This window comes from Mycobacterium sp. TH-M82, assembly GCF_057473605.1.
This window is the reverse complement of sequence record NZ_JBYCKY010000266.1, coordinates 1-22,957: the sequence shown is the minus strand read 5'-3', so window position 1 is coordinate 22,957 and position 22,957 is coordinate 1. Positions and strand designations below refer to the sequence as shown.

General features: G+C 67.0%; 20 protein-coding genes. 15 read left to right on the top strand and 5 right to left on the bottom strand.

The features are described 5' to 3' along the window. Positions 1-1,316 (top strand): bifunctional copper resistance protein CopD/cytochrome c oxidase assembly protein (locus AC2VON_RS08395; RefSeq protein WP_486952535.1); only part of this gene is annotated, 1,316 nt, incomplete at its 5' end. Here AC2VON_RS08395 and AC2VON_RS08390 read toward each other — a convergent pair. Next, positions 1,317-2,663 (bottom strand): MFS transporter, encoded by a 1,347-nt coding sequence (locus tag AC2VON_RS08390; protein ID WP_486952538.1) that lies wholly within the window; start codon positions 2,661-2,663, stop codon positions 1,317-1,319. It abuts the gene before it with no gap. Positions 2,664-2,909: 246 nt separating this feature from the next. Between AC2VON_RS08390 and AC2VON_RS08385 the strand changes: the two genes are divergently transcribed. Further along, complete coding sequence (locus tag AC2VON_RS08385) at positions 2,910-3,686, top strand: LppX_LprAFG lipoprotein (RefSeq protein ID WP_486952534.1); 777 nt, start codon at positions 2,910-2,912, stop codon at positions 3,684-3,686. A gap of 203 nt (positions 3,687-3,889) precedes the next feature. Then, positions 3,890-4,429, top strand: coding sequence for a single-stranded DNA-binding protein (locus AC2VON_RS08380; protein WP_486952533.1), 540 nt, complete (start codon positions 3,890-3,892; stop codon positions 4,427-4,429). 9 nt (positions 4,430-4,438) lie between these two features. On the opposite strand, the gene AC2VON_RS08375 is transcribed toward AC2VON_RS08380, so the two are convergent. After that, positions 4,439-5,029, bottom strand: coding sequence for an RES domain-containing protein (locus tag AC2VON_RS08375; protein ID WP_486952532.1), 591 nt, complete (start codon positions 5,027-5,029; stop codon positions 4,439-4,441). After that, positions 5,026-5,565: a hypothetical protein gene (locus AC2VON_RS08370; protein WP_486952531.1), complete on the bottom strand. Its 540-nt coding sequence runs from the start codon at positions 5,563-5,565 to the stop codon at positions 5,026-5,028. Before AC2VON_RS08370 ends, AC2VON_RS08375 begins: the two co-directional genes overlap by 4 nt. Positions 5,566-5,894: 329 nt before the next feature. On the opposite strand from AC2VON_RS08370, the gene AC2VON_RS08365 reads away from it, so the two are divergent. The 10 genes from AC2VON_RS08365 to AC2VON_RS08320 all read left to right on the top strand — a co-directional run bounded on the left by AC2VON_RS08365 (position 5,895) and on the right by AC2VON_RS08320 (position 17,867). Further along, positions 5,895-6,755 carry a hypothetical protein gene (locus tag AC2VON_RS08365; RefSeq protein WP_486952530.1) on the top strand — a complete coding sequence of 287 codons (861 nt, stop codon included), beginning with the start codon at positions 5,895-5,897 and terminating at the stop codon, positions 6,753-6,755. Then, positions 6,748-7,245 carry a recombinase family protein gene (locus AC2VON_RS08360; RefSeq protein WP_486952529.1) on the top strand — a complete coding sequence of 166 codons (498 nt, stop codon included), beginning with the start codon at positions 6,748-6,750 and terminating at the stop codon, positions 7,243-7,245. The genes AC2VON_RS08365 and AC2VON_RS08360 overlap by 8 nt, the downstream gene beginning before the upstream one ends. Next, entirely contained in the window at positions 7,208-7,378 is a 171-nt protein-coding gene (locus AC2VON_RS08355; RefSeq protein ID WP_486952528.1) for a hypothetical protein, read from the top strand. Before AC2VON_RS08360 ends, AC2VON_RS08355 begins: the two co-directional genes overlap by 38 nt. After that, the gene (locus AC2VON_RS08350) at positions 7,375-9,066 is read left to right on the top strand and encodes a hypothetical protein (protein WP_486952527.1); all 1,692 of its coding nucleotides are present in this window, start codon (positions 7,375-7,377) and stop codon (positions 9,064-9,066) included. Before AC2VON_RS08355 ends, AC2VON_RS08350 begins: the two co-directional genes overlap by 4 nt. Before the next feature lie 76 nt (positions 9,067-9,142). Continuing rightward, entirely contained in the window at positions 9,143-10,819 is a 1,677-nt protein-coding gene (gene ettA, locus AC2VON_RS08345) for an energy-dependent translational throttle protein EttA (RefSeq protein ID WP_486952526.1), read from the top strand. 102 nt (positions 10,820-10,921) lie between these two features. Then, positions 10,922-15,883: an NAD-glutamate dehydrogenase gene (locus AC2VON_RS08340; protein ID WP_486952525.1), complete on the top strand. Its 4,962-nt coding sequence runs from the start codon at positions 10,922-10,924 to the stop codon at positions 15,881-15,883. Further along, positions 15,880-16,299 carry an acyl-CoA thioesterase gene (locus AC2VON_RS08335; RefSeq protein WP_486952524.1) on the top strand — a complete coding sequence of 140 codons (420 nt, stop codon included), beginning with the start codon at positions 15,880-15,882 and terminating at the stop codon, positions 16,297-16,299. Before AC2VON_RS08340 ends, AC2VON_RS08335 begins: the two co-directional genes overlap by 4 nt. A 327-nt stretch (positions 16,300-16,626) precedes the next feature. Then, entirely contained in the window at positions 16,627-17,145 is a 519-nt protein-coding gene (locus AC2VON_RS08330; protein ID WP_486952537.1) for an HNH endonuclease, read from the top strand. A gap of 28 nt (positions 17,146-17,173) precedes the next feature. Beyond that, complete coding sequence (gene ctaJ / locus AC2VON_RS08325) at positions 17,174-17,395, top strand: aa3-type cytochrome oxidase subunit CtaJ (protein WP_486952536.1); 222 nt, start codon at positions 17,174-17,176, stop codon at positions 17,393-17,395. Further along, positions 17,382-17,867, top strand: a complete 486-nt coding sequence (locus AC2VON_RS08320; RefSeq protein WP_486952523.1) for a DUF5130 family protein — start codon at positions 17,382-17,384, stop codon at positions 17,865-17,867. Before ctaJ ends, AC2VON_RS08320 begins: the two co-directional genes overlap by 14 nt. 5 nt (positions 17,868-17,872) lie before the next feature. Here the strand turns inward: AC2VON_RS08320 and pepN are convergent, their stop codons facing one another. Continuing rightward, the gene (gene pepN / locus AC2VON_RS08315; RefSeq protein WP_486952522.1) at positions 17,873-20,452 is read right to left on the bottom strand and encodes an aminopeptidase N; all 2,580 of its coding nucleotides are present in this window, start codon (positions 20,450-20,452) and stop codon (positions 17,873-17,875) included. A gap of 115 nt (positions 20,453-20,567) precedes the next feature. Between pepN and AC2VON_RS08310 the strand changes: the two genes are divergently transcribed. Together AC2VON_RS08310 and AC2VON_RS08305 are read left to right on the top strand one after the other, a co-directional pair. Further along, the gene (locus AC2VON_RS08310) at positions 20,568-21,194 is read left to right on the top strand and encodes a mycothiol-dependent nitroreductase Rv2466c family protein (protein ID WP_486952521.1); all 627 of its coding nucleotides are present in this window, start codon (positions 20,568-20,570) and stop codon (positions 21,192-21,194) included. Positions 21,195-21,216: 22 nt separating this feature from the next. Further along, positions 21,217-21,696: a ribose-5-phosphate isomerase gene (locus AC2VON_RS08305; RefSeq protein WP_486952520.1), complete on the top strand. Its 480-nt coding sequence runs from the start codon at positions 21,217-21,219 to the stop codon at positions 21,694-21,696. Between the two features lie 99 nt (positions 21,697-21,795). On the opposite strand, the gene AC2VON_RS08300 is transcribed toward AC2VON_RS08305, so the two are convergent. Continuing rightward, positions 21,796-22,957, bottom strand: a 1,162-nt coding sequence (locus AC2VON_RS08300) for a serine hydrolase domain-containing protein (RefSeq protein ID WP_486952519.1), incomplete at its 5' end; no start/stop codon positions are given.

Sequence of the window (22,957 nt, the reverse complement as noted above, 5' to 3'; positions counted from 1 at the left end):
ACGCCGCCCTGGCGGCGCGGCGGTTCTCCACGGTGGCGCTGTGGTGCTTTGTGGCGATGGCACTCTCCGGTGTCATCAACGCGCTGGTGCGGCTGGCGCCGGTCGACCTGCTGACCACCGCGTACGGCCGGCTGGTGGGCGCCAAGATCATCGCGCTGTGTCTGCTGGGCGTCGCCGGCTGGCAGCAGCGGCGCAGCGGAGTCGCTGCGCTGCAAGCACATCCGGGCGCACGCTCGGCGCTGATCCGGCTGGCGTCGGTCGAGGCGGTGATCTTCGGCGTCACCTTCGGCATCGCGGTCGCGCTGGGCCGCACCGCGCCGCCACCGCCGCCGATCCTGCGACCGTCGATCACCCAGGTGAAGATCGGCTACGACCTTGCCGGCCCGCCCACCGTGGCGCGGGTGCTGTTCGACTGGCGCTTCGACCTGATCTTCGGCACCGTCGCGCTGCTCTCCGCCGCGCTGTATCTGGCCGGGGTGCTGCGGCTGCGCCGCCGCGGCGACAGCTGGCCGGCCGGCCGGACGGTGGCCTGGCTGCTCGGTTGCCTGGCGCTGCTGTTCGCCACGTCATCGGGGCTGGGCCGGTACATGCCGGCGACATTCAGCGTGCACATGATCGTCCACATGCTGCTGGCCATGCTGGTCCCGATTCTGCTGGTGCTGGGCGCCCCGGTCACCCTGGCACTGCGGACGCTGCCCGCAGCCGGCCGCGACCAGCCGCCAGGCCTGCGGGAATGGCTGCTGGCCGCGCTGCACAGCAGGGTGTCGCGCTTCTTCACCCATCCCGTCGTCGCGGCGTTCGTCTTCGTCATCGGGTTCTACGGCCTGTACTTCAGCAGCATTTTCGATGCCATCGTCGGCAGCCACGCCGGGCATGTCGCGATGAACGCGCACTTCCTGCTCAGCGGCTACCTGTTCTACTGGGTGGTGATCGGTGTCGACCCGACGCCACGGCCGCTTCCACCGCTGGCCAAGGTGGCCGTGGTCTTCGTCGCGTTGCCGCTGCACACCTTCTTCGGGGTGTTGCTGATGGGCATGCACAACGTGCTGGGTGAGGCTTTCTACAGCTCGCTGCAGCTCGGCTGGCACACCGACCTGTTCGGGGACCAGCGGCTGGCCGGCGGAATCACTTGGGCCGCAGGCGAGGTGCCGCTGCTGATCGTGATGATCGCATTACTGGTGCAGTGGACGCGCAGCGACCAGCGCGTTGCCAAACGCTTCGACCGCGGCGAAGACCGTGACCATGACGCCGAGTTGGCCGCCTACAACAACATGCTCGCCGAGCTGGCCCGTCGCGACGCCACCAGGCAGCGCTGATCACCGCATGCTCTGCCGGAGTCCCGCCTCGACGATGGCGCGCGCCTCCTGTTCGGTCGCTACCGACGGCCCGGAGCCGGGCAGACGCTTGCCGGCAACCTCGGGGGTGAACCACACCGTGACCGCGCCGACCAGACCGGCGACCATCAGGATGTATGCCGGCACCATCACGTTCTCGGTGCTGGCTACCAGCGCCTCGGCGATCAGCGGGGTGGTGCCACCGAAAGCCGACACCGACACGTTGAAACCGATCGCCACCGCGCCGGAGCGCACGTTGGTGGGAAACAACGCCGGCAGTGTCGATGGTTCGGTGCTTTCAAAGCACAGCAGCATCAACCCGATCAGTGATACGCCGAGGAACATCACGGGGTAGCTCCCGCCGCTGCGGATCAGCAGGAATGCGGGGATCGAGGCGGCGATCAGCAACCCGCAACCGGTCCACAACAGCGGTTTGCGGCCGATGTGGTCGGACAGTTTCGCCACGAACACCACCGCGCACATCAGGATGGCCAGCACTCCCGCGATCAGCATCAGTCCGTGGGCGCTGCCGATCCGCCCGACCGTTTTGAAATATGTCGGCAGGTACCCGGTGAGCATGTAGTTGGTGACATTCGCCGCCAGCACCAGCCCCATGCAGATCAGCAGGGGTCGCCACTGCTCCACGATCGTCTGCTTGAACTGCTGCCGGCCTTGTGGTCGGGGTCCCTGCGCTCGCGCACTCATCTGCTCGAAGGCGGGTGACTCCTCGATCCGCAACCGCATGTACAGCGCGACGAGCGCGAATGGGACACCCAGCAGGAACGGGATCCGCCACCCCCAACTCAGCATCTCGACGATCGGCAACTGTGTCCGCAGCGCGGTCACCACCGTCGCACCCACCACGTACCCGCTCAGCGTGCCCAGCGGCAGAAACCCGGCGAGGGCACCACGGCTGCGATCCGGTGCGTGTTCGCTGACATAGGTCATTGCGCCGACGTACTCACCGCCGGTGGAGAAGCCCTGAAGGACGCGGGTGGCGATGAGCGCCGCCGGTGCCCAGATGCCGATGGTGTCGTAGCCGGGCAGCAATCCGGTCACGGTGGTGCCTACTGCCATCAGCGCGATCGTCATGAGTAACACCCGCTTGCGTCCGATGCGGTCGCCGAGCGGACCGAAGACGAGCCCGCCGAACGGCCGTACCGCGAACGCCGCCGCCAGCGTTCCGAAGGTGGCGATCAGACCGGCCGCGCTGGAACTGTCGGTGGGATAGAACACCTGCGCGATCGTGGTGGCGAGGAAACCGTAGACGCCGAAGTCGTACCATTCCATGAAATTGCCGATCGCGGTGCCCGCGATCGATCGCCGCACCGCCGCGGGATCAGCGACCCGGATGTCGTCGCGTGCCCATCTCCGCCTGCGAGTCGTTTCAGCGTTGGCCCGTCGGCTCGAGGTGGCCACCGCAAGACGGTATACCAATGCGCACGCAGGATCTGACCATCGTCTGCGGTGACGGCGTCGGCGGTGACGGCGTCGGCGTGGCTGTGCCTTGCCCGCAGTCGGCCGCTATCTCGGCGGCAGGTCCAGCCGAATGCAGTACCGCCTACGATGTCTGGCATGCGCGGGCCGTTGGCCGTCCTGGCCGTTTCGAGCATCGTCGTGGCCGTTGCCGTTGGCTGTCATTCCTCCTCGCCGTCCTCGCCGCCCTCGCTGACTCCGCCGCTCTCGCCGCTCTCGCCGTCAGGGTCGCCGTCGTCGCTGCCGTCCTCGTCGAAGCAGGCCGGGCTTCCCCTGCCGGACGCTGCGGCATTGCTCAAGCAGTCCAGCACGACCACCAAGAACCTCAAGAGCGTGCATCTGGCGTTGGCGGTGACCGGCAAGGTCGAGCAGATGCCGGTGAAGACGCTGGACGGCGAGCTGACCAACCGGCCCGGTGCCGCGGCCAAGGGCAACGCCACGGTCAAGATCATGGGTTCGGACGTAGGAATCAGATTCGTCGTGTTCGGCGGCCACTTGTACGTGGCGCTGCCCGGGGAAGGTTGGAGCGATTTCGGGCCTACCGCCAACGTCTACGACGTGACCGCGGTCGTGAACCCGGATACCGGGCTGGCCAACATGCTGGCCGACTTCATCGACCCCAAGGTCGAGGCCCGCGAAACCATCGGCGGGCAGCAGACCATTCGGGTCGTCGGCAAGGTCACCGCCGACGCGGTGGACAAGCTGGTGCCGCAGCTGGCGGTCACCAAGCGGATGGCATGCACGGTCTGGGTCCAGGAGAGCGGTGATCATCAGTTGGTTCGAGCCACGCTGGAGCCGAGCAAGGACGACTCCGTCCAGATGACCCTCTCCGACTGGAACGCACCGGTCACCGTCGAGAAACCGGCGGGAGCCTGACGCGCGCCCACCGCGCCGGCGACACCAGCTGAGACCGGCCCGGCCACGGCGTCATCGGCGTTATTAACAGCGCTCATTTCATCCACAGCGGCGGTGTTCGCCGCCAGTGGGCCGCCCGTCCTGTCGGCGTTGCCGGGCTGAATGGCAGCAGCACCGGCGGAGCGCCACCGAAGCTTCCGCCGCCATCAGGAAAGGAAATAGCCATGTTCGAAACGCCGCTGACCGTGGTCGGCAACATCGTCAACGAGCCGGTCCGCCGCAGGGTCGGTGACCAGGAGGTGATCAAGCTGCGGGTCGCGAGCAATTCGCGGCGGCGCGGCGCCGACGGCACCTGGGAGACCGGCAACTCGCTGTTCATCAACGTCAACTGCTGGGGCCGCCTGGTCACCGGGGTGGGCGCATCACTGTACAAGGGCTCGCCGGTGGTCGCGGTGGGCCACGTCTACACCAGCGAGTACGACGACCGTGACGGCATTCGGCGCTCGGCCCTGGAGATGCGCGCCACTGCAGTCGGGCCGGACCTGTCCCGCTGCGCCGCGCGTATCGAGAAGATCATCGCCGCAGGGCCCGAGGCTATAGGTTCGTCGGCTTCGTCGGCCCCGTCGGCACCGGCCGCACCGGCCTGGGAGTCGGCGGCCGGCGAACCGAGTGTGGCGGGCTGTGGCGGCGGCGACGACGCCGACGGTCGCGACGGCGCCGACGACGAGCTGCAAGCCGAGGACGGCCTGGGGCTGTCGGCATAGCCGCGCCGATCACGGTACGACGGTCAGCACCGTCGAATGGGGTGGCGGCAGGACACCAACGCCGGCGGCCTCGATGTCGGCGCTGGTCAAAGGTATTCGGGTGCCGTCGTCGAGATCAGCGGGCCCGGCAGATCCAAACAACGCGATTCCCGATGGTCGGGCCCGCTGGTCGTGGCGGAGCTGATGCCGAATGCCATCGAAGTGGTGGGCCCGAAACGCGGTCGCCCAACGGCGGCACAGGTCGTAGGGAATCACCGTCGCCAGTTCGGTGGTCACCCCGTAGCGGCCCGCAGACTGGCGGGTTGTCGCCGCCAAACGTGCATTGCGGTCGGGCGGGGACACCCGGCGCAGTTCGCGGTCAGCCACCCAGGCCGTGGACACCGGTCCCAGGCGGGTGGCCTCCCGGATCGCTGCGTAAGCATCGGTGGCCAGGTAGCAGGTACCTTCGGGCAGGTAAAGATCGAACCGTCCGAATCCGTCAGCGGAGAACCACCACGTGCCCTGCCCGGACCGGCAGACCCGCACCAGCTGCTTCGGTGGCGCGCCGGCTGGGAAACCGGACAGATCACCCGGCTCACCCAGCGTGCGTGCCGGAGTCACGCGGCGAGCGACCGTGCCGCAGAGCGGGCGACTATCTGGACTCTCTCGCACTCGCCACGAACCACGGCGTCAAGCGGCGGCTCGCCCAAGTCGGGATCCGGGGTGCGGAGCCACGCCGCCAGCGTCCATCCGTCGACGGCCTTCTCGGGGAACAGCCGGAACACCTCGGCGAGCCCGTCGACGAGCCGGTCACCGACGAATTGCCACAGGGGATAGAGGTGCTCGCCGTCAGCGGTGATGGTCCGCAACAGGCGGCGCCGGGCCGCCTTGGCGGCGACCGCCTGACGGCTGATCTGCAGCCGAGCCTGGACCCCGTCGCTGCGAAGGAACGGACCGACGAGATCGTCCCACGGTGACGCCTCGGGTGCGGTGGCGTGCACGGCGCGCTCAGCGAAGGATCGGGGGTCGCCCAGAACCACGTTGGCGCTGCGCCCAGCGCGTTCGTGCGAGGCCACAACACGCGTGAGCGCCCGCTGGAATTCCCGGGTTGCCTGCGATACGAACTCGCGGTCACCTTCCTTCAACGCGACGGTCACCGTGAGGCTCCTTTCGTCAACACCGTCAATAGTAGATTGTGGCGTCAACACCGTCAACATCGTCAACACCGTCAACGGTAAGATGTCGGTACTGCAGTTCTCGTGTTGCCGGTGCGGCTACCGTCCGGTGCCGGCCAGTGGGCTCGCCTGACCCATTACGGGTTGAGAACTGCTGGCGGTTTTGTTGGTCAGTAGAGGTCAAACAGAGTTGTCGGACCCTTCTGGGAGTATCTGGATAGCGGATCCAGTGCGTGTAGCCAATGGAGCGTGTTTGTCGGACATTATTGGCTATGCGTTTGGGTAGGGTCGGTCGTTGAGGAGGTGCGGCGGTGAGTTCCAAGGGCGCTGGGAAACGGTTGACGCCGCAGGCCCCGGCGAAGCGGCTGGGTGTCGACGTTGCCGGTCTGCCCGATCTGGGTAGGCCGTGGGCCGGCTGTGATGTCGCTGAGGCGCAGCGGGGTGCGCCGGAGTGGTTGCGCCGCGCGCGTGCAGCGCGGGCCGAGGAGGACCGGCTGCGCGCGGCGCGTCGTGATGCTGTTCTGGCGCGCGGCCGCGGCTTCCGGTACCCCGACGTTACTGAGCCGGCAAGAGATTTCGCGCGGGATTTCGCGCGGGTGAACCTGCTGGAGTTTCTGCACGACGCGCTGGATGCCGCCGCGGCAGACACCTATGTGGTCGATTGCGGATTCGATGTTTCCACGCACGCGCGCCGCGCCGATGAGACCAACCGTGAACGGGCCAAACGCGGTGTGTGCCTGTCGGGGCGCGATGACCAGGGATGGCTAGATTCGGGCTTCTACCGGGAGCCGGGAACGCTTGGCGACCTGTTGGACGCGCCAACCGGCAACACGGTACCGACGTTCGTGTCCGGTTGCGGGCTGGGCGCCGAAACGTTCGACGACGCGTGGGATCAGCGCTGGTCGTTGCAAACCCTTGGCCACGCTCACATGGTCGCCGATCTGGTGCTGCGCGGTGAGGTTGAGACCTTGGAAACGATCGCCGAGGTTCCGTTGGGCGACAAATGCGATGACGCCAGAACCGACCACCGCTCCTGCGGTCTTGACGCGGATGTGGTGGCCTTGGCCGACCAGGCCCTGTTCATGTGGACCAAACATGACTGCCCGGATCAGACCGAACTGTTGGCCGCGGCGCTGGCGGGCCTCGATGTCGAGGATGAGGCGGATGGCTAACCGTGGTCGTGATGATTATGTGTCGGCGACCGCGGCCGCGCACCGGTTGGGGGTGTCGACGCGCACGTTGCGCCGCTACACCGTCGAGGGCCGGCTGCCGGATGCGCGCAGCGCGGGTGGGCGGCGCATCTTCCGGATCGGCGATCTGGACGCCATCGCCCGCAAACCTCGGGCCGGTAAGGCGCTCGGTTATGCGCGGGTGTCGTCGCGGCGCCAACAGGCTGAGGGCGATGTGGACCGGCAAGTGAGCCGGCTACGCGAGCATGACAGTGCACTGGTCGTTTTCACCGACGTTGCTTCGGGGCTTTCGGATCGGCGGGCCGGGCTGCGCCAAGCGTTGGCCGAGTGCATGAAACCTGGTGTGGATCGGCTGCTGGTGGAGCATCCCGACCGACTGGCCCGGTTCGGGGTCGGGGGGAAGCGAGCACCTGTTGGCCGGCTACGGGGTGTCGGTGGTCTACACCGGACAGCCCGAGGACGAGTCGGCTGAGTCGGAGTTGGTCCGCGACATGCTGACCATCGTGACCAGCTTCGCCGGGCGCCTGTATGGGCAGCGCTCAGCCAAGACGAAACGGCTGCGGGCCGCGGTCACGGCCGAGACCGGGTGCGGTGATGCCGCGTGACCGCCCGCAAGCTGCGGCAGTGGCATGGGGTGAAACCAGTGGCCGCCCCGGCTGGGGTGGCGATCACCGCCCGGTTGCGCACGTCAGCCGAGGATGAGTTCGTGCTCGACCAGGTGGCGGCGCATGTTGGCCGGTTGCGTCGCGCGGATCTGGCGGCGACCTCCCAGCGCGCGCCAGTAGATGCACGGCTGAGCCCTGACCAGCGCCGCCAGGTGTACCGCGCCCGGCTTAATGCGCGTAAGAAGGACCTGACCGCGCAGTCGTCGGCGCGGTGGGCCAATGCCATTATTGCCGGCAACGACGACCAGTACCGGCTGGCGCGGGATGCTCAGTACCGTCACATCGTGGGCTTGCGGGCGGCGATCGCCGCCATTGAGAAACGCCTGGCCGCACCCGCCACTGACACGCTGACGGCCGCTGAACGCAAAGCGCGCCGCAAAGACCGTGCGCCGAAAGGCTACGCCAACCAGCATGAGCGGTTCGCCAAGCAGCAACGGCTGCAGCATCTGCGTGCCGAGCTCGCCCGGGCGCAAGACGATCGCGCCAACCACCGGGTGCGGGTGAGCGAGGGAGGGAAGCGTCTCGCTCATACCCGCCACCACCTCGAGGAGGCAGGGCTGAGCGTCGATGGGTGGCGGGACCGTTGGGATGCGGCGCGGTACCGGATCACCGCGAACGGTTCCCCGGAGGAACCGTTCGGGAACTTGACTATCACCGTCACCCCGGCTGGTGAGATCAGCGTGCGGTTACCGAAGCCGTTGGAACACCTGGCCAACGCCCCACGAGGCCGCTACACGTTGGCCGGTCGGGCGGTGTTCACCCACCGTGGTGACGAGTGGGTCCAGCGGATCACCGGCGGTAACTCGGTGTCCTACACGATCACCCGACGCCCGGGCCGGGCCGGCCGGTATCTCACCGCGGCGTGGGCGGTCCCGTCGCTGCCCTACTGGGCAGGACGCCGGAACTGCCAAGCAGGTGACGACGTCTACGCGGCCGGCGAGCTTGTCGGGGTGGACCTCAACGACGGCCACCTCGCCGTGTGCCGGCTCGACCGTCACGGCAACCCGGTCGGCGCTCCCGAGCGGATTGATATCGACATCACCGGTACCGCAGCACGCCGGGATGCCCAGGTGCGCCACGCCATCACCGAGCTCATCAAATACTGCCAGCGGCACGGATCATCCGCGATCGCCGTCGAGGACCTCGACTTCGCCGACGCCCGCATGACCGGCCGCGAGACCATGGGCCGCGGTGCCCGCGGGAAACGGTTCCGCAAAACGGTGTCCGGGATCCCGACCGCGGTGTTTCGTGACCGGCTGACCGCGATGGCCAACCGTGCCAGCATCCAACTGTTCGCGGTCAATCCCGCTTACAGCAGCGCGTGGGGCGCCCAGCATTGGCAGCGCCCCTATGAAAACGTCACCCGTCACCAGGCCGCGGCCACGGTGATCGGGCGTCGCGCCCAAGGTTTTTCGGCGAGGCGTCGGAAAGGTGTGACACCGGTGCGACCGGAGGATCGCGCGGTGAGAGCTACCGACCAGACCACGCCGAACAACCCTGCGGCGAGCAGAACCGGTCACCGCCACCGGCCAAGGATGCGAGGAACCAAATCTCGCCCGCCTTGCCAGAACGTACGCGGTGATCCGGGCCGGGCAACCGTTACCCCCGGCACAGTTGGCCAACAATGACCAACTTCAGTTGTAACGGTCACTTAGTATGGTCGGCGGACACCACCCCTGCTGAATCGGGAGGCAACACCGCGGCATGGCCGAGTTCATCTACACGATGAGGAAGGTCCGCAAGGCCCACGGCGACAAAGTCATCCTCGATGACGTCACGCTGAGTTTCCTGCCGGGAGCGAAAATCGGTGTGGTCGGCCCCAATGGGGCCGGCAAGTCGAGCGTCTTGCGGATCATGGCGGGCCTGGACACCCCCAACAACGGGGACGCGTTCCTGGTCACCGGCGCGACCGTCGGCATCCTGCTGCAGGAGCCGCCGCTGAACGAGGCGAAAACCGTACGCGGCAACGTCGAGGAGGGCCTGGGCGAGGTCAAGGTCAAGCTGGACCGGTTCAATGAGGTTGCCGAGTTGATGGCCACCGACTACTCCGACGAGTTGATGGAGGAGATGGGCCGGCTGCAAGAGGACCTGGACCACGCTGGAGCGTGGGACATCGACTCCCAGCTGGAGCAGGCCATGGACGCGCTGCGCTGCCCGCCGCCCGATGAGCCGGTCACCCAGCTCTCCGGCGGTGAGCGGCGCCGGGTCGCGCTGTGTAAGCTGCTGCTCTCCAAGCCCGACCTGTTGCTGCTCGACGAGCCGACCAACCACCTCGACGCCGAGAGTGTGCAGTGGCTGGAAGGGCACCTGGCCGCTTACCCGGGGGCGATTCTGGCGGTAACCCACGACCGCTACTTCCTCGACAACGTCGCGCAGTGGATCCTGGAGCTCGACCGCGGTCGCGCCTACCCGTATGAAGGCAATTACTCCACCTACCTGGAGAAGAAGGCCGAGCGGCTGGCCGTGCAGGGCCGCAAAGACGCCAAACTGCAGAAGCGGCTGCTCGACGAGTTGGCTTGGGTGCGTTCGGGTGCCAAGGCCCGTCAGGCCAAGGGCAAGGCCAGGCTGGCGCGCTACGAGGAGATGGCGACCGAAGCCGAGAAGACCCGCAAGCTGGACTTCGAGGAGATCCAGATCCCGGCCGGCCCGCGGCTGGGCAACCTGGTGGTCGAGGTCGAGCACCTGGACAAGGGTTTCGGTGGTCGCACCCTGATCAAGGATCTGTCCTTCAGCCTGCCCCGCAACGGCATCGTCGGTGTGATCGGCCCCAACGGTGTCGGCAAGACCACCCTGTTCAAGACCATCGTCGGGCTCGAGCAGCCCGACAGCGGCACCGTCCGCGTCGGCGACACCGTCAAGATCAGCTACGTCGACCAGGAACGCGCCGGTATCGATCCGAAAAAGACGGTGTGGGAGGTGGTCTCCGACGGGCTGGACCACATCCAGGTGGGGCACAACGAGATCCCGTCGCGGGCATACGTGTCGGCGTTCGGGTTCAAAGGTCCCGACCAGCAGAAGCCGGCCGGTGTGCTGTCCGGTGGTGAACGCAACCGGCTGAACCTGGCGCTCACCCTCAAGCAGGGCGGCAACCTGATCCTGTTGGACGAGCCGGCCAACGACATGGACGTCGAAACGCTGGCATCGCTGGAGAACGCGCTCATGAACTTCCCGGGCTGTGCAGTGGTGACCGCACACGATCGCTGGTTCCTGGACCGTACCTGCACTCACATCCTGGCCTGGGAGGGCGACGACGACAACGAGGCCAGGTGGTTCTGGTTCGAGGGCAACTTCGGCGCCTATGAGGAGAACAAAGTGGAGCGGCTCGGCGCCGAAGCCGCTCGCCCGCACCGGGTGACCCATCGCCGCCTCACCCGTGACTAATGTTGGGCCGGTAGTTGCCGGTAGTTGCCGGTAGCAGCCACTAGCGGCCACTAGCAGCCACTAGCAGCCACTACGGTCGGCGCTGAGTCAGGAGGGGTCCAGGTGGCGGTCGATCCAGGTTCAGGCGACGTGAACGGCTTCACCGCCTGGACGACATCCACTGAGTCCACTGAGTCTCCTGAATTCTCTGAGTCCACTGAGTCCACTGAGCCCCCTGAGCCCTCTCTGATCCCAGACTGGGTAGCCGCCGCCTACATCGGCACCTACCGCGGTCCGCACAGCGACCCCCTGGGTACCGGCGGTCGGCCTACCGACGCCGGCCCGACCAGCCAGACCGCGGCTGCATTGGTGACACCGAGCCTGCTGGGCGCCCACTGGCGTCTGGCCCGGCACCGGCGGGCCGGTGAGAGTCGGGTGGCCGTCTATGACGGCGACGATCCAGCCGGGTTCGGCCCGGCGCTGCAGGTGGTCACCGAGCACCCTGAGAACCGAGGACCGCTGATGGATTCCATCGCCGTGTTGCTGCACCGGTTGGGGGTGGACTACCTGGGGATCATGACCCCGGTGTTCACGGTGCGTCGCAGCGCGAGCGGAGAGCTGCGTAGCGTCGAACCGGTAGGCGCTGACGGTGCTACCCGGGACCAGGCCATTACCGAAACCTGGATTCACGTTCAGCTCTCGCCATCGGTCAACCGCGACGCCCTTACCGAAGCCGGGCGACTGCTGCCCGACGTGATGGCCGACGTCCGCCAGGTCGCAACCGATTCCACGGCCATGGCCACGGCCTTGGGCGCACTGGCTGCCGACGTCGAAGCCGACCGCGGCGGGCACTTCACCGCGCCGGACAACGAAGACGTCGCCGCGCTATTGCGTTGGCTGGCCGACGGCCATTTCGTCCTGCTGGGCTATCAGCGCGGCCGGGTGCGCGACGGACAGGTGCTGGTGGATGAATCGACCCGACTGGGCGTGCTACGGGTGCGCACGTCATACCGCCCTCGACTCACCGGCGACAAACTGCTGACGCTGACTCAAGCCACCGTACCCAGCTACATGCGTTTGAGTGCACAGACCTATGTCGTGGTCATCCGGGAGGATACCGGAGACAGTGTTATCGCGCACCGTTTCGTGGGGCTGTTCACCGCTGCCGCAATGAATGCCAATGTCTTTGAGATCCCGGTTATCTCGCGCACAGTCCGCCAGGCATTGGCGCTGGCCGATCGTGAGCCCAGCCACCCCGGCCAGCTGTTGCTCGACATCATCCAGAACGTTCCCCGCTCGGAACTTTTCGCGATAGACGCCGAGCAGCTGTTGACCATGGCGATGGCCGTGTCGGAGCTGGGATCGCAGCGTGGGGCGCTGTTGTTCTTGCGCGGCGATCGCACCGGCCGCTTCGTGTCGTGCCTCGTCTACCTGCCTCGCGACCGCTACACCACCCCCGTCCGGCTGCAGATGGCGAAAATCCTGATATCCGAGTTCGGCGGGGTGAACCTGGAGTACACCGCGCGTGTCAGCGAAGCACCTTGGGCGCTAGTGCATTTCATGGTCCGGCTGTCCGACGACGAGGGTGTGCGGACGGTCGACACCTCCGAGGCCAACCGGGCACGGATCCAGGCGCGACTGAGCGAAGCCACCCGAACCTGGGCCGACCGGCTGCTCGGTGCGGCCGCAGACGGCGCGATCAGTCCCGCCGTGGCCGAGCACTATGCGGCAGCCTTCTCCGAGATCTACCAGCAGGCGGCCACCCCGGCTGAGGCTATCCGCGACATCGCCGTCATCGAAGAGCTGACCGACGATTCGGTCAAGCTGGTCTTCACCGAAGACAGTGGTGACGGCGACGAGGAGATCGCCCAGTTGGCCTGGTTTCTGGGTGGCCACGATGCCTCGCTGAGCCAGCTGCTTCCGATGCTGCAGTGCATGGGGGTGGTGGTGCTCGAGGAGCGGCCGTTCACCGTCACCCGAGCCGACGGTCTCAACGTCTGGATCTACAAGTTCAAACTCTCCCTGCACCCGACCGTCAAGCTGTCTCGGGCGGGGGCGGAGCGACAACAAGCCGAACAGCGGTTCGCCGACGCCGTCACCGCGATCTGGCAGGGCCGAGCCGAGATCGACCGGTTCAACGAGCTGGTGCTGCGCGCCGGGTTGGCCTGGCAGCAGGTGGTGGTGTTGCGCGGCTACGCCAAATATCTGCGGCAGGCGCGGTTCCCCTACAGCCAGGCCCACATCGCCTCGGTGCTCAACGAACATCCAAGCACCGCAAGGTCGCTGGTGACTTTGTTCGAAGCACTCTTCGACCCGTCCCAGGCGACGAGAGGCGCTGACGCGCAAGCGGCCGCCGCTGCGGTCGCCGCCGACATCGACGCGGTGGTGAGCCTGGACACCGATCGCGTGCTGCGCGCCTTCGCCTCACTGATTCAGGCCACGTTGCGTACCAATTATTTTGTCACCCGGCAGGGCTCGGCCCGCAGCCAGAATGTGTTGGCGCTGAAGCTCGACGCGCAGCTGGTCGACGAACTGCCGCTGCCGCGGCCCAAGTTCGAGATCTTTGTGTATTCGCCGCGCGTCGAGGGGCTGCACCTGCGGTTCGGGTACGTCTCCCGCGGTGGACTGCGCTGGTCCGACCGGCGGGAAGACTACCGCACCGAGATCCTGGGCCTGGTGAAGGCTCAGGAGGTGAAAAACGCCGTCATCGTGCCGGTCGGCGCCAAGGGCGGGTTCGTCGTCAAGCAGCCGCCACTACCCACCGGCGACCGGGCTGCCGACCGCGAAGCCACCCGGAACGAGGGCATCGCCTGCTACAAACTGCTGATCTGCGGCCTGCTCGACGTCACCGACAACGTCGAGCACCTCACCGGCCGGGTCAACCCGCCGCCCGAGGTGATCCGGCGCGACGGCGACGACGCCTACCTGGTGGTGGCTGCCGACAAGGGCACCGCCACGTTCTCCGACATCGCCAACGAGGTCGCCAAGTCCTACGGGTTCTGGCTGGGCGACGCTTTCGCGTCCGGTGGATCGGTCGGCTACGACCACAAGGAGATGGGCATCACCGCCAAGGGAACCTGGGAGTCGGTCAAGCGGCATTTCCGGGAGATGGGTGTGAACACCCAGGCGCAAGACTTCACCGTGGTCGGCATCGGCGACATGAGCGGGGACGTCTTCGGCAACGCAATGCTGCGCAGCAAGCACATCCGGTTGCTGGCCGCTTTCGACCATCGACACATCTTCCTCGACCCGGATCCGGATCCCGCGGCCAGCTTCGCGGAACGCCGGCGGATGTTCGACCTGCCGCGGTCCAGCTGGGACGACTACGACAAGTCGTTGATCAGCGAGGGTGGCGGGGTGTATCGCAGGGACCAGAAGACTGTGCCGGTCAGCCGGCAGGTCCGGGCGGTGCTGGGTATCGATGGCAGTGGGGACAATGCCACCAATGTCACCGAGATGTCACCGCCCAACCTGATTCGGGCGATCCTGCGAGCCCCGGTCGATCTGCTGCTCAACGGCGGCGTGGGCACCTATGTCAAAGCGGAGGCCGAATCCGACGCTGACGTCGGCGACCGCGCCAACGATCAGGTGCGGATCAATGGGAACCAGGTGCGGGCCAAGGTGATCGGTGAGGGCGGCAACCTCGGCGTCACTGCGCTGGGCCGCGTCGAGTTCGACCTGTGCGGTGGTCGGATCAACACCGACGCGCTGGACAACTCGGCCGGCGTGGACTGCTCCGACCATGAGGTCAACATCAAGATTCTGATCGATGCCCTGGTCACCGCCGGCAAAGTCGACCCAGCCGACCGCGCCCGGCTGCTGTTGTCGATGACCGACGAAGTGGGCGAGTTGGTGCTTGCCGACAACGCCGACCAGAACGACCTGCTGGGCACCAGCCGGGCCAACGCGGTGAGTCTGCTGCCCGTGCACGCCGAGCAGATCAGGCACCTGGTGATCGACCGCGACCTCAACCGCGAACTCGAGGCGTTGCCGTCGGAGAAGGAGATCCGCCGCCGCGCCGAGGCCGGGTTCGGGCTGACCTCACCGGAGTTGGCGACGCTGATGGCGCACGTCAAGTTGACCCTCAAGGCGGAAGTGCTCGCCACCGACCTACCGGAGCAGGATGTGTTCGCCGCCCGGTTGCCGCGTTACTTCCCGGCCGCACTGGCCGAGCGCTTCGAGCCAGAGATCCGCTCGCATCAACTGAGGCGAGAGATCGTCACCACCATGTTGATCAACGACGTGGTGGACACCGCCGGGATCACCTACGCCTACCGCATCACCGAGGATGTGGGCGTCAGCCCGGTCGACGCGGTGCGCGCTTATGTCGCGACCGACGCCATCTTCGCGGTGGGCGAGGTGTGGCGGGCGATCCGGGCCGCCGGCCTACACGACGGATTGTCGGTCACGGTGACCGATCGGATGACGTTGGATCTGCGGCGGCTCATCGACCGGGCCGGGCGCTGGCTGCTGAACTACCGTCCGCAGCCGTTGGCCGTCGGCGCCGAGATCAACCGATTCGCCGCCAAAGTCAAAGCACTGACCCCACGAATGCCGGAATGGCTGCGCGGTGACGACGAGGCCATCCTCGCCAAGCATGTCGGTGAGTTCACCGCGCAGCACGTCCCGCACGACCTTGCCGTCAGCATCGCCAGCGGCCTCTACCGTTTCAGCCTGCTGGACGTCATCGACATCGCCGACATCGCCGACCACGATGCCACCGAGGTGGCTGACACCTACTTCGCCCTGATGAACCGGCTCGGTATCGACGGGCTGCTGACCGCGGTTGCCGAACTGCCCCGAGATGACCGTTGGCACTCGTTGGCCCGGTTGGCGATTCGCGACGACATCTACAACTCAGTGCGGTCGCTGTGTCTTGATGTGCTCGCGGTCGGTGAGCCCGACGAAGACGGCATGCAGAAGATCGCGGAATGGGAGCACACCAATGGGTCGCGGATGGAACGGGCCCGCCGGACGCTGACCCAGATCTATGAGTCAGGTGCGCGGGACCTTGCCGCATTGTCGGTGGCGGCGCGGCAGATTCGCAGCATGATGCGAGCCAGCGGCCGCGGATCCCCGGCGTGAAGGCCGCCGCCGGGTTCGTCGCGTCGGTGCCGGTGCGCTGGTCGGACATCGACATGTATTCCCATGTCAACCACGCGACCATGGTCACCGTTCTGGAAGAGGCCCGGGTGCCGTTCCTGGCGCCCGCGTTCGGCGCCGGAATCATCACCACCGGCCTGCTGATCGCCGAGGTCCGCGTCGCCTACAAGGGGCAGCTGCGGCTGGCCGATTCGCCGCTGCAGGTGACCATCTGGGTGCAGCGGCTTCGCGCGGTGGATTTCACCCTGGGCTACGAGGTGCGCTCGGTCAGCGCCGCCCCGGAGTCGAGGCCGGCGGTGATCGCCGACACCCAGCTGGCGGCGTTCGACATCGACGGGCAACGGCTGGTGCGCCTCTCCGCGGGGCATCGGGATTACCTGCAGCGGTGGTTGCGGTAGCACGCTGATGTTATCGGTCAATCCGACGGTTACCGGCGCGGCCGACGAACCGCGTTGGTGTCCACACCGCCGTGGTAAGACGGCTGGTGCTCCGGCGGTTCCATCGCGACCCATCGTGGGGCATTGACCAGCGGACACACCGCAAATTAGTCTGCGACCGGCGACGATTCATGGTGAGATTCATGGTGAACTGTTCCGCGGAGGATCAATGGCGCAGAGCGAAAACCGCCGATGAAACGCCGGGGCCACCACAGCTCCGGTGTGGCCGGTCCACGCCTGCACAGCGTTCTCAGCGTTGCCGGTGACTCGCTGCGCGGCGGCGGTTCGATGTGGAATCGCCGGCGGGTGCTGCTGCTGAACTCCACCTACGAGCCGCTGACCGCGCTGCCGATGCGGCGCGCCGTCGTCATGCTGGTCTGCGGCAAGGCCGACATGGTGCACGACGACCCGTCCGCGCCGGTCATCCACTCCGCGACCAGGGCGATCGTGGTGCCGTCGGTGATCCGGCTGCGGTCGTTCGTCCGGGTGCCCTACCGCGCCCGCACCCCGCTGAGCCGTGCCGCGCTGATGCACCGTGACCGGTTCTGCTGTGCCTACTGCGGCGCCAGGGCCGACACCGTCGACCACGTGGTGCCGCGCAGCCGTGGCGGCGACCACTCCTGGGAGAACTGCGTGGCCGCCTGCTCGACCTGCAATCACCAAAAGGCCGATCGGCTGTTGGACGAACTCGGCTGGACGTTGCGCCTGGCGCCCACACCGCCGAAGGGCCAGCACTGGCGACTGCTGGCGGTGATCAAGGAACTGGACCCGGCCTGGGTCGCCTACCTCGGCGAAGGCGCCGCCTGAGCAGTGGGATACGGTTTGCGTCGTGAGCATGACGGAGAGCTTCCTGTACTACATAGTGCCCATTCCGCTGCTGCTGGTCGCAGTGCTGGCGGCGCGAATCTGGTCGCACAGGGGAGCTCACCCGGCAACCTACAAGATGTCCGACTCGTGGGTGCAGACGCATCCGCCGATCCTGTGGGCCGCCACCGACGAGGCGATCTCCAGTCAAGCTGATTTCAGTGTGGGAGGTGGCGCCAGTGGCAAATGGTGAGGTCGCTGAGATCGCTGAGACCGCATTGGTCGAGCCAGCGGAGCTGCCGCTCGGCTCGGCGGTCACCGGCAGTGGACGGATTTCCGGGGTCACCGAGCCCGGCGAGTTGTCGGTGCACGACCCGTTCCCGATCAAAGACCTGGCGACTCTCGACGATGCCCTGACCAACGCGTCGCGGGCATCGAAGGCGATGTTCGCCGTCTACATCGGCGACCTGGGTGACGACACCGCCGCGCGGGCCCGCGAAATCCTGGCGAAGGTGCCCTCGCCGAATGAGGCTGTGCTGACTGCCGTCTCACCCGACCAGCGGGCCATCGAGGTGGTCTACGGCTCCGGGCTGCGTGGCCGTGGCGGGGAGTCGGCCGCCCCGCTGGGCGTCGCGGCGGCGGCGTCGGCGTTCGCCGAGGGCAACCTGATCGACGGGCTGCTCAGCGCCGTGCGGGTGCTCAGCGCCGCCATCTCGCCGGGGTAGCGGTGCTACTCGCCGACGTCGGAGTCGAAGGCGCGGGCGCGCAATGAGCGCTGGATGCCCGCCCGGCCTTCCATGACCAGCCGCCGCAGCGCCGACGGCAGCTCGGCGTCGGCCAGGAACGCGTCGGCGGTGTCCAGACCGCCCTGGCTGATGTCCCACGTCGGGTACAGGCCGACGACGACCGTCTGGGCGACCTCGCTGGACCGTCGCTGCCACACCTCGGGGACCGTTGCGAAATAGGGTGCGGTAAAAGGGTTCAGCAGCTCAGCCTGGCCGGGTTGGACGATCCCGGCGATGATCGACCGTGCCGTGACGTTGGCCAGCGTGTCGTCTTCGGTCACCTGCTGCCAAGCTTGCTCCTTGACCACGGGCTGCGGTCGCGCCGCCGCGGCCTGCGCCCCGTGCCGCTTGCCGGCCGCCGTCGGGTCGCGTTGGATCTCGGCGTCGATGAACGGCGTGTCCGGCCCGGCGGCGTCGACCACGCCGGCTCTGGCCAGCGCGGTGACGATGCGCCAGCGCAGCTCGGTGTCCACCGTCAACCCGGCCAGACCCTGGGCAGCTGGGTCACCGTCGAGCAGCGCCGACAACACGTCGGTATGCCGTGCGGCCAGCACCGATGTACATAGCGCGTTGACGGAGGCCAGCTGATGATCCGAGCCGGCCGCGCTACCGCGGGCTAACTCCAGCAGCCGGTCGGCGAAGACCGGCCAGCCGTGCTTGGCGGCCCAACTGGGCTCGGCGTAGGAATCCAGCGCGGTCTGCGCCTGCAGCAGCAGCCGCTGCGCCACCCCGACCTCGGTTTCGCTCTGGACACCGCCGGACACCAGCGCCACGAAGTCGCGGGCCCGCAGCTCGGCTTCGCGGGTCATCTCCCAGGCCGCCGACCACACCAGGGTGCGCGGCAGCGGGTCGGCGATGTCGGCGATGCGCTCCAGCGCTGTGGTCAGCGACTCCGGATCCAGCCGCAGCGAACAATAGGTCAGGTCGTCGTCGTTGACCAGGATCAGCTTGCCACGCGAAACCCCCACCAGGCCAGGCACATCCGTGCTGGGGCCGTCGACGTCGAGCTCCTCGCGGTGCGTCCGCACCAGCCGGCCGGCCCGATCGTCGTAGATTCCGATAGCCAGTCGGTGCACCCGCGTCTCGTCGGCACCCGGCGCGGCGCCGCTCTGGGTGACCGCGAAGCGGGTGAAGTTTCCTTCGGCGTCGACGTCGAAGTCGGGGCGCAGTGTGTTGAGGCCGGTCGTCTTGAGCCACTGCTGGCCCCAGCCTGAAAGGTCACGCCCGGACGCCTTCTCCAGCGCCGCCAGCAGGTCGTCGAAGGTGGCGTTGTCGAAGGCGTGCGCGGTGAAGTAGTCCCGCAGTCCGGCCAGGAAATGCTCCAGCCCGACGTAGGCGACGAGCTGCTTGAGTACGGACGCGCCTTTGGCATAGGTGATGCCGTCGAAGTTGACCTCGACGGCGGCCAGGTCGGGAATGTCGGCAGCGATCGGATGCGTCGACGGCAGCTGGTCCTGCCGGTAGGCCCACGACTTCTCCGTGTTGGCGAACGTGGTCCACGCCTGGGTGTATTCGGTGGCCTGACTTTGGCACAGCACCGATGCGAACGTCGCGAACGACTCGTTGAGCCACAGGTCGTCCCACCAGCGCATGGTGACAAGGTCGCCGAACCACATGTGCGCCATCTCGTGCAGCACCGTCTCGGTGCGCCGCTCATATGATGCCCGGGTGACCTTGCTGCGGAAGACATAGTCCTCCAGGAACGTCACTGCGCCGGCATTTTCCATTGCGCCGGCGTTGAACTCCGGTACGAACAGCTGGTCATACTTGCCGAACACGTACGGCGTGCCGAAGTGCTTGTGGTAGAAGCTGAATCCCTGTTTGGTTTCGGCGAACAACCGTTCGGCGTCCATGAACTCGGCCAGCGACGAGCGGCAGAACAACCTCAGTGGGATCTCACCGTGCTCGTCGCGGTAGCTATCGTCCCAGTGCGCATACGGCCCGGCGATCAGGGCCACCAGGTAGGTGCTGATCCGCGGGGTGGTGGCAAACCTGTGCACACCGTCATCGACGCCCGCGGTCGCGCCGTTGGAGATCACCTGCCAGTGTACCGGCGCGATGACGGTGATGTCGAAGGTGGCCTTGAGGTCGGGTTGATCGAAGCAGGCGAACATCCGCTTGGCATCGGCGGTTTCAAACTGCGAGTACACATACACTTCGTCGTCGACCGGGTCGACGAACCGGTGCAGGCCTTCGCCGGTGTTGGAGTAGCGGCAGTGGGCATCGACCTCGACGACGTTGTGCTCGGCGAGCCCGCGCAGTGCAATGCCGGTTGATTCGTCGTAGCCGGAGACGTCGATGGCGCGGCCGTTGAGGCTGGCGCTGCGCACGGCGGCCGCGGCGATGTCGAGGACGGTGTCGGCGCCGGGCAGTGCGTCGAAAGTCAGCGTCGTGGTGGAGCGGAAGGTGCGGTTGCCGGGTTGGCTGGCGCCGTCGGTGAGGTCCAGCACGATCCGGTAGTTGTCGACGGTGACCAGCCCGGCACGTTCGGCGGCCTGGTCGTGGGTGAGGTTGGGAAGTGCCACGCCCGTCAACAGTAGAGTGCGTCGAACTGTTCGGTTTCTCGGCGGGCGGGAACAGCGGTCTCACGGGCATAGTTGTGCTTGACGGAGTTCGACCGCCCACCGAGAGGACTGTCCCATGCCCGGCAAATCCAAAGCCGATTTCTGGTTCGACCCGCTGTGCCCGTGGTGCTGGATCACCTCGCGCTGGATCCTGGAAGTGGAGAAGGTCCGCAACATCGAGGTCGACTTCCACGTGATGAGCCTGGCGATCCTCAACGAGGGCCCCAACCCCTACGACGTCTCCGAGCTCTCCGACGACCAGCGCGAGGGGCTGAAGAAGGCAATGGGGCCGGTTCGGGTCGCGATCGCCGCCGAACAGGCTCGTGGCGCGAAGGTGCTCGGCCCGCTGTATGCGGCGATGGGCACCCGCATCCACAACGAGAACAACAAGGACTTTCCCGACGTCATCAAGGAATCGCTGGCCGAGCTGGGGCTGCCCGCCGAGCTGGCCGATGCGGCCACCACCGACGTCTACGACGAGGCGCTGCGCAAAAGCCACCATGCCGGGATGGACGCGGTCGGCAAGGACGTCGGCACCCCCACCATCCACGTCAACGGGGTGGCGTTCTTCGGGCCGGTGCTGTCGCGCATTCCCCGTGGTGAGCAGGCCGGAAAGCTGTGGGACGCGTCGGTGACGTTCGCGTCCTACCCGCACTTCTTCGAGCTCAAGCGCACCCGCACCGAGGCGCCCGAATTCGACTAGCCAGCTCTGACACAATGACCGCATGCGCGTCTACCTGGGTTCAGATCACGCAGGCTACGAACTCAAGCAGCATGTCATCGACCATCTGACCAAAGCCGGGCACCGGCCGGTCGACTGCGGGGCATACCACTACGACGCCGACGACGACTACCCGGCGTTCTGCATCGCGGCCGCGGCCCGCACCGTCGCCGACCCGGACAGCCTCGGCATCGTCATCGGCGGTTCCGGCAACGGTGAGCAGATCGCCGCCAACAAGGTGCCCGGTGTCCGCTGCGCGCTGGCCTGGAGCACCGAATCCGCGGCACTGGCCCGCGAACACAACAACGCGCAACTGATCGGCATCGGCGGGCGCATGCAGACCGTTCCCGAGGCGCTCGCCATCGTCGACTCGTTCCTGAACACGCCATGGTCGAAAGCCGAACGCCACCAACGACGTATCGATATTCTCGACGAGTACGAACGCACCGGCCAGGCCCCGCCGGTACCCGGCGAGCCGTCCTGACATGCCCGAGGGCCACATCCTGTTCCACCAGATACACCGACGGCCGAGGTGATTGCCCGGGACGCAACGTGTTCTGGTGGCCGGCGTGTCAGCGCTGAGTCAGCGTCGGATTACTCCTAACGCCGCGTAGACCTCGTCGGACAGGGCAACACTGCGCGGGTCGGCGTTGGCCTTGGTCGGGTCGAACCGATTCATCACATACGCGTAGCCGATCCGGTGTTCGAGGTCGACGAAACCGAAGGAGCCACCCAGGCCGCCGTGTCCGAAGATCTGCGGGTTGGGCCCGTTCACGCAGCGCTGGTTGAGCATGTAACCCAGGCCCCAGCCGTGGTCGGCGACGCGGGGGCCGAGCACCAGATCGGCCTCAAAGCCGCCCTGCGACACCCGGATTCGTTCCATGTGGGCGCGGCTGAGTAACTTCTCCTGGGCCAGGGCGTTATAGAAGGTTGCCAGTCCGAGTGCCGACACCTGGGCGTTGGTGCCGGGGAACTCGAGTTCTCGCCACTGCTCCAGGTTGTTGGTGCCGACTTCGTCGTCCGGAGCGAATCCCATCGAGACGGCCAATCCGGCTTTCGGGTGCTCGGCGAGTGTGGTCGGGTATTCCGGTGCGTCGACGGAGGCCAGCATCTCCCGGATGGTCGGTTTGTCCACCAGGTCGGCGCAGCGGCGTCGTTGGTCGGCGACCGGCACACCGATGTAAACGTCCACGCCGAGCGGATCGGCAACCTCGGCGCGCAGGTATTGGCCGATGGTGGCACCGGTGACGCGACGGACCACCTCGCCGACGATGAATCCGTAGGTGGTCATGTGGTAGCCCTGTGCGGTGCCGGGCTCCCACCATGGTTCGGCGGCGGCCAGCCGTTCACAGACCAGGTCCCAGTCGGTAACGTCGCGCCACGGCATCCGATCGCGCGGTCCGATCGCGCCGGAGCGATGGCTGAGCACCATCGCGAGGGTGATGTTCTTCTTGCCGGCAGATGCGAACTCCGGCCAGTACCGGGCTACCGGCGCGTCCAGGTCGAGCACGCCGCGCTCAACGAGTTGGTGCACACACGTGCTGGTCAGGCCTTTGGTCGTGGACAAGACCGTGGCCAGCGTGTCTTGTCGCCAAGGCCGGGTACCGGCCGCATCCGCCGAACCGCCCCACAGGTGGACGACGAGTTCGTCGTCCACCCAGGCCGCGACGGCGGCACCGAGTTCGTTGCGCAACACGAAGTTCTGCTCGAACGCGTCGCGCACCCGCTCGAAACGCGGCGCGCAC